At 68.3% G+C, this 6,206-nt stretch carries 6 protein-coding genes and 1 pseudogene; 4 read left to right on the forward strand and 3 right to left on the reverse strand.

Annotated features, from left to right (window positions below):
* From Q8Q88_RS22320 to Q8Q88_RS22330, 3 genes are all read left to right on the forward strand, one after another.
* Positions 1-1,252, forward strand: a 1,252-nt coding sequence (locus Q8Q88_RS22320; RefSeq protein ID WP_305677382.1) for an MFS transporter, incomplete at its 5' end; no start/stop codon positions are given.
* 71 nt (positions 1,253-1,323) lie between these two features.
* Positions 1,324-1,956, forward strand: a complete 633-nt coding sequence (locus Q8Q88_RS22325; RefSeq protein ID WP_305677383.1) for a DUF1326 domain-containing protein — start codon at positions 1,324-1,326, stop codon at positions 1,954-1,956.
* Between the two features lie 3 nt (positions 1,957-1,959).
* Positions 1,960-2,826, forward strand: a complete 867-nt coding sequence (locus Q8Q88_RS22330) for a DUF2182 domain-containing protein (RefSeq protein WP_305677384.1) — start codon at positions 1,960-1,962, stop codon at positions 2,824-2,826.
* On the opposite strand, the gene Q8Q88_RS22335 is transcribed toward Q8Q88_RS22330, so the two are convergent.
* The 3 genes from Q8Q88_RS22335 to Q8Q88_RS22345 all read right to left on the reverse strand — a co-directional run bounded on the left by Q8Q88_RS22335 (position 2,823) and on the right by Q8Q88_RS22345 (position 5,552).
* Positions 2,823-4,175, reverse strand: coding sequence for an FAD/NAD(P)-binding protein (locus Q8Q88_RS22335; RefSeq protein ID WP_305677385.1), 1,353 nt, complete (start codon positions 4,173-4,175; stop codon positions 2,823-2,825). The genes Q8Q88_RS22330 and Q8Q88_RS22335 overlap by 4 nt on opposite strands.
* Before the next feature lie 90 nt (positions 4,176-4,265).
* Positions 4,266-5,042 carry a sulfite exporter TauE/SafE family protein gene (locus tag Q8Q88_RS22340; RefSeq protein WP_305677386.1) on the reverse strand — a complete coding sequence of 259 codons (777 nt, stop codon included), beginning with the start codon at positions 5,040-5,042 and terminating at the stop codon, positions 4,266-4,268.
* 75 nt (positions 5,043-5,117) lie between these two features.
* Positions 5,118-5,552, reverse strand: a complete 435-nt coding sequence (locus tag Q8Q88_RS22345; protein ID WP_305677387.1) for an Rrf2 family transcriptional regulator — start codon at positions 5,550-5,552, stop codon at positions 5,118-5,120.
* 246 nt (positions 5,553-5,798) lie between these two features.
* Between Q8Q88_RS22345 and Q8Q88_RS22350 the strand changes: the two are divergent.
* Positions 5,799-6,206, forward strand: a pseudogene (locus tag Q8Q88_RS22350) (cytochrome P450); the annotation flags it as partial.

A 6,206-nucleotide genomic window follows, 5' to 3' on the forward strand; every position in this document is an offset into this window, starting at 1 on the left:
CCGCCGGTGGGTGATCTGCGGCCTGCTCTTCACGGCCGTGGTCATCAACTATGTCGACCGCCAGATGCTGGGCGTGCTGAAGCCCTTCATGTCCGACGAGATGGGCTGGAGCGAGACCGACTACGCCGACATCGTCTTCTATTTCCAAGCGGCCTATGCGGCCTCCTACCTGCTGTTCGGCGCCTTCGTGGACAAGGTGGGCGCAAAGATCGGCTACGCCACGGCCTTCGTCCTCTGGCAGCTCGCCCACATCGCCCATGCCGGCGCCAGCAGCCTGAACCAGTTCTTCCTGGTCCGCGTCCTGCTGGGGATCGGCGAAGGCGGCAACTTTCCCGGCGGGGTCAAGGCGGTCACCGAGTGGTTCCCCAAGAAGGAACGCGCGCTCGCCACGGGCATCTTCAACGCCGGGGCCAATATCGGCGCGGTGATCACCCCGATCGCGGCGCCGATGATCATGCTGGCCTATGGCTGGCGGGCGGCCTTCGTCATCACCGGCGTGATCGGCATGCTGTGGATCGTGGCTTGGCTGATCATGTACCGGGCGCCTGAGAAGGAGGCCAAGGTCAACGCCGCCGAGCTGGCCCACATCCGTTCCGACCCCGAGGACAGCGATCGCAAGGTCGGCTGGCTGACCGTCGTCGGCAAGCGCGAAACCTGGGCCTATGCCGCGGGCAAGTTCCTGATCGACCCGGTCTGGTGGATGCTGCTGTTCTGGCTGCCGGACTTCTTCAAGAAGACCTTCGAGTTGGACATCCCGACCTTCGCCGCGGTGCTGGCGGCGGTCTATCTGATCTCCGACGTCGGCAGCGTCGCCGGCGGCTGGCTGTCCTCGCGCCTCATGAAAAACGGCCACAGCCTCAACTTCGCGCGCAAGATCACCATGCTGATCTGCGCGGTCGCCACCCTGCCCTACTTCTTCATCATGCAGATCGACAACCTGTGGCTGGCCACTGCCGTGGTGGGCCTCGTGGCCGCGGCGCACCAGGCCTTCTCGGCCAATCTCTACACCCTGCCCGGCGACGTCTTCCCGCGCAGCGCCGTGGGCTCGGTGATCGGAATCGGCGGCATGCTGGGCGGCATCGGCGGCATGGTCATGGCCAAGTCCGTCGGCCAGGTCCTGGAGGCGGCCGGCGGCTACGCGCCGATCTTCGCCGTCTGCGGCGGCATCTACCTGCTCGCGGTCCTGGTCATCCACCTGCTGACGCCGAAGATGGCGCCCGCCAAATTTCCGGAGATCCCCGCCCAGGCCTAATGGACGCCAATGGCCTGGGGCGCGGCGAGGGACTAGATTGTCCCCTTGAGCGTCGACAGACGGAGGTCGCCATGACGCCTTGGGAACTCAAAGGACCCTCGCTGGTCAACTGCACCTGTGACTATGGCTGCAACTGCCAGTTCAACGGACTGCCCGACAAGGGCCACTGCCATGCCGTGGCCGGCATCCAGATCGATGAAGGCCACTATGGCGAGACCAGGCTCGAGGGCCTGCGGATCGCCGCCATCTTCAAATGGCCGGGGGCGATCCACGAGGGCAATGGCGAGGCCCTCACCTTCGTCGACGAGGCCGCCGACGAGGCGCAGCGCGAGGCCCTGCTGAAAATCATGACCGGACAGGACACCGCCCCGTTCGCCACCATGTTCGCCGTCTACGCCTCCACCGTGACCAAGATGAACCCGCCGGTGTTCACAAGGATCGACCTGGACCTGGACGTCGATGGCCGGACAGGCCGCATCTCCATCCCGAACTACGTGGAGACGACGGGTGAACCGATCCGCAACAAGGTGACCGGCTTGCCGTCCCGCACGTTGATCCTCCAGCCGGAGGGCTTCGAGTACAGCGTGGCGGAGATCGGCAGCGCCTCGAGCCGGACCCAGGGCCCCGTCGCGGTCGAGATGAAGGACACCTACGGTCAGTTCGCCCGGCTGCATCTCAACAACAACGGCGTCGTGCACGCCTGACGGATGCCCGAGGCCCTTGAACGCCTGCTGAAGCGCGACCGCGCGATCACCGCCGCCGGGCTTCTCGTCCTGTGCGCCCTGGCCTGGGCCTTCATCCTGACCGGCGCGGGCCTGGGCATGAGCGCGCGGGAGATGACCACGTTTTCGCTCTTCCCCCACCAGGCCGCCGCCGCGGTGGGGCCGGCCATGCCCGACATGCCCGGCATGGACATGAGCGCCATGGCGATGGACGTCGCCGCGCCGCCGCCGGCCTGGAGCTCCACCCGCCTCGCTCTGATCGTGGCCATGTGGTGGGCGATGATGATCGCCATGATGTCGCCGAGCGCCGCGCCCACCATCCTGCTCTTCGCGCGGGTGCATCGCCACGCTGTCGCCCAGGGCCAGATCCCGGGACGGCGCGCGCCCACCGGCGCCTTCGCCGCAGGCTATCTTCTGACCTGGCTAGGCTTCTCGCTCGCCGCGGTCGCCCTGCAGTGGGCGCTCGGGCGCGCCGGCCTGATCTCGGACATGGGGTCGCAAAGCCGCTGGCTCTCAGGCGCGGTCCTGATCGGCGCGGGCCTCTACCAACTCTCGCCGCTGAAGCAGACCTGCCTGGCCCATTGCCGCGCGCCCGCCGACTTCCTCTCGGCCCACTGGCGACCGGGGGCGTCCGGCGCGCTCCGGCTCGGCCTGCGGCACGGCGTCTATTGCGTCGGCTGCTGCTGGATGTTGATGGCCCTGCTGTTCGTCGGCGGGGTGATGAACCTGGCCTGGATCGCCGCCCTCGCCGTCCTGGTCCTGGCCGAGAAGCTGTTCCCCGCCGGCCGCTGGATCGGCCTCGTCTGCGGCGCGGTCCTGGTCGGCTGGGGCGTGGCGACGCTGCTGGTCTAGGCCGCCGCCGAACCCAGCTTCAATCCCCGCATGATCGCCTGCGCCACCTCGGCGGCCTGGGAGCGTATGTCGGGAACCGAGGTGATCTCCCAGAAGGCGCCGCGGGTGAGCGGGCCCACGGCGTAGAGCCCCACCTGGGCCCCGCCGCCGACGCCGATCAGCCGTGAGCCCGGATCGACATCGACGCCCAGGCGGCTGGGGTCAGGGCGGATCAGGCCGCGCAACAGCAGTTGGCGCAGGAGGGGTTCGCTCGCTTGGTTGAGATCGCCCAGCAGGCCCGCGCAGTTGACCACCGCCCCCACCCAGAGCCGCCGGGTCAGCTTGGCCCCACGCTGCCGCCACAGAACCTCCACGCCGTCGCGGTCCAGGTTCAGGGACGTCACCTTCCCGGCCCGGACCACCAGTTCCCGGCCGCGCATCAGCATGGCCACGCGCCGGGCGACGCTGGGCGCCAGGCGGTGGCGGTGGACGTCCCACCAGGGGCGCAGGTGGCGCAGGAAGGCGGCGCGCTCGGCGCCGCTCCAGCCCTGCCAGATGGTCCGCACGTGGGGGCGCAGCTCATCGATCGCCTCGCGCCAGCAGCCGTCGGATGAGGCGACGCGCAGGGCCCGCAGTATCTCGACCGGCGAGCCGCGCGGGGCCTCGATCTCGGGGCGCGGGCCGACCGGGGCGTGGGTGCGCGGCACGAGCCCCCGGCGCGACAACGCCCAGAACCGCCGCCCAGGTCGCCAGAGGGTGACGGCCGCGTCGACCATGGTCAGGCCGGCGCCTAGTAGCAGCACTTCATCGATCTCGTCGTCCAGCACGGCCTTGGGATCCCACGGGTCGGCCACATAGCGCGGCGAGGCCAGCAGGTCGGGGCCCGCAACGGCTGGCGGCGCGGGCCGCAGGACGCCGAGCGCAAGAACCACGGCGGCGGCCTCGATCTCGCGCCCTACCCCTAGCCGGACCTTCCAGGCGGGCCCGGCGCGGGAGATGTCGACCACCTCATCGCCCTCCAGCAGTAGGCGCCCGGCGGCGGAGCGCACCACCGCCGCCTTCAGCAGGTCCTGCAGGTAGTCGCCATAGACCCCTCGGGTGACGAACCCGCCATGAGCGCTCCAGCCCTCGTGGCCAGCCAGCCAACGGGTGAAGTGCTCGGGATCGTCGGGATAGGCGCTCATATTGGCGACCCGCACGTTCAGCAGGTGCCCCGCGTTGGCCGTCGTATAGGCGGCGCCCCGCCCGAAGGCGGCGGACCGTTCAACTAGTCTGACGGTCGGCCCTTCGGGGTCGGCCACGAGGTGCAAGGCGGTTAGAAGGCCCGAGAACCCCGATCCTACAACCGCCACCGTCGGCCGGTTGGACATGGCGACAATCTCCGAGCTCGTTCCAGTGGTTTGCTGTGGGCATGCCGAAGAAGGCGCATGCGGTTTCGCCAAGGTCAGCCCTGCCCGACGTCAGAGCACGCCGAACAACCGAGCCGCCTGATAGCCCGTCAGCAGTAGGACGAGGACCCCGACTGCAATGGTGAGCACCCTGGCCGGCGCGATCCTGACGATGCCCCCCGCCAGGGGGGCCGCCAGCAGGCCGCCGACGATCAGCCCCACCACCGATGAGGCGTGATTGACGAAGCCGCCCGCCTCAGCCCAGTGACCTGTCAGAATCGCGGCCAGGAAGGTCGCGGAGATCGTCGAAGTGACAAAGAATTCTGCGGTGTTCGCCGTGCCGACGCTCGACCGCGGGTCTGCGCCGGCTCCCACCATGGTGCTGGTGACGGTCGGTCCCCAGCCTCCGCCTCCGACAGCGTCGAGGAAACCTCCCACGAGGCCCAACGGGACGCTGGTGCGCGGGGAAAAGGCCCGGCTCGGCCGCGTGCGCCAGGCGCGATAGAGGATGAGTGTCGCCATCAAGCCCAGATAGATGACGATGTAGGGCTTGAGGACCGCGCCATCGATGGACGTCAGGACAAACGCGCCAAGCGCGCCGCCCACCGATCCGCCCAGGGCCAGCGGCACGAACAGCTTCCAGTTCACGTTGCGATTGACGGCGTGCGAGCCGGCGGACGCTGCGGTGGTGAACACCTCGGCGGCGTGAACGCTGGCCGAGGCCATGGCGGGCGGAACGCCGAAACTGAGGAGCACTGTCGAGGATATGACGCCGTACGCCATGCCTAGGGCGCCATCGACCGCCTGCGCCAGAAAGCCGACGAATGCGAATATGATGAAGTCTTCCATGAACCGGCCTCCTAGCGGGACGTCGGTTCCTATCGGTTAATACCTACTAATTCTATAGAGATTTAGTATGTCGAGCTAGAGAGCTTCTAACGGCGACACGGCCAGGACGGCCTTCTCGATCGACCAGCCTTCGAGCACCGCGGCGACCGCGTCGCGCGCCGCGACGAGGGCAGGATGGGCCGGACAATCGGTGACCGTCGGGCAAGTGTCGCAAGGGCGATAGGCGGTCTTCGACGCGCAGGGCGCGAGCGCCAGCGGTCCGTCCAGGACACGGATCACGTCGGCGAAGCTAATCTCAGAGGCTGGGCGCGCCAGGGCATAGCCTCCGGACCGTCCTCGCACGCTCACGAGAATCTGCCGGCGCTTGAGTTCCAGCAGTATGGCTTCCAGGAACTTTCGAGGCGCCGCGGACGCCTCGGCGATTTCCCCGATCGCGGCTGGCCCAGGTTCGGCGCGCCCCGCCAAATACACGAGCGCCCGAAGCGCGTAGCGGGATCGCTGCGACAGCATGCCAGATGAGTAGGGCGCGCCGCGTCCCGACGCCAGCCCTTGGGTGAGCGCACGCCGCCGTCGAGGCCCGACCGAACGCGGGACGCCGGCTAACGACGCTACGGAAGGGCAGAGTTCCAAGCCCGGCGAAAGCATCGCATGAACGTCGATAAGTTAGAGACGGGAAACGTTTCCTGGGCTAAAATTGACGGCAGCGTCATCTTTGGTCGAAAACCCGGAGGCGCCCCACAGGGGACGGAGGACACCATGAGCGACGGCAATATCGATCTCAGCAAGGACGCCCGCGCGCAGGCCTATGCGACCCCGCTGGACCAGCTGAACCCGGCCCAGCCCGCCCTCTTCCAGTCCGACCAGATGTGGTGGAACTTCGAGCGTCTCCGCGAGGAGGACCCGGTCCACTACACCGCGCAGAGCGACTACGGCCCGTTCTGGTCGATCACCAAGTACAACGACATCATGACCGTGGACACCAACCACGGCGCCTTCTCCTCGGAAGGCGGCATCACCATCGCCACCCAGGACGGCGACCAGGGCCCCCTGCCCATGTTCATCGCCATGGACCCGCCCAAGCACGACGTGCAGCGCAAGACCGTCAGCCCCGCGGTCTCGCCGATGAACCTGCAGATCCTCGAGCCGCTGATCCGCGAGCGCGCC

The sequence above is a fragment of the Phenylobacterium sp. genome (assembly GCF_030697925.1).
Classification (GTDB): Bacteria; Pseudomonadota; Alphaproteobacteria; order Caulobacterales; family Caulobacteraceae; genus Phenylobacterium.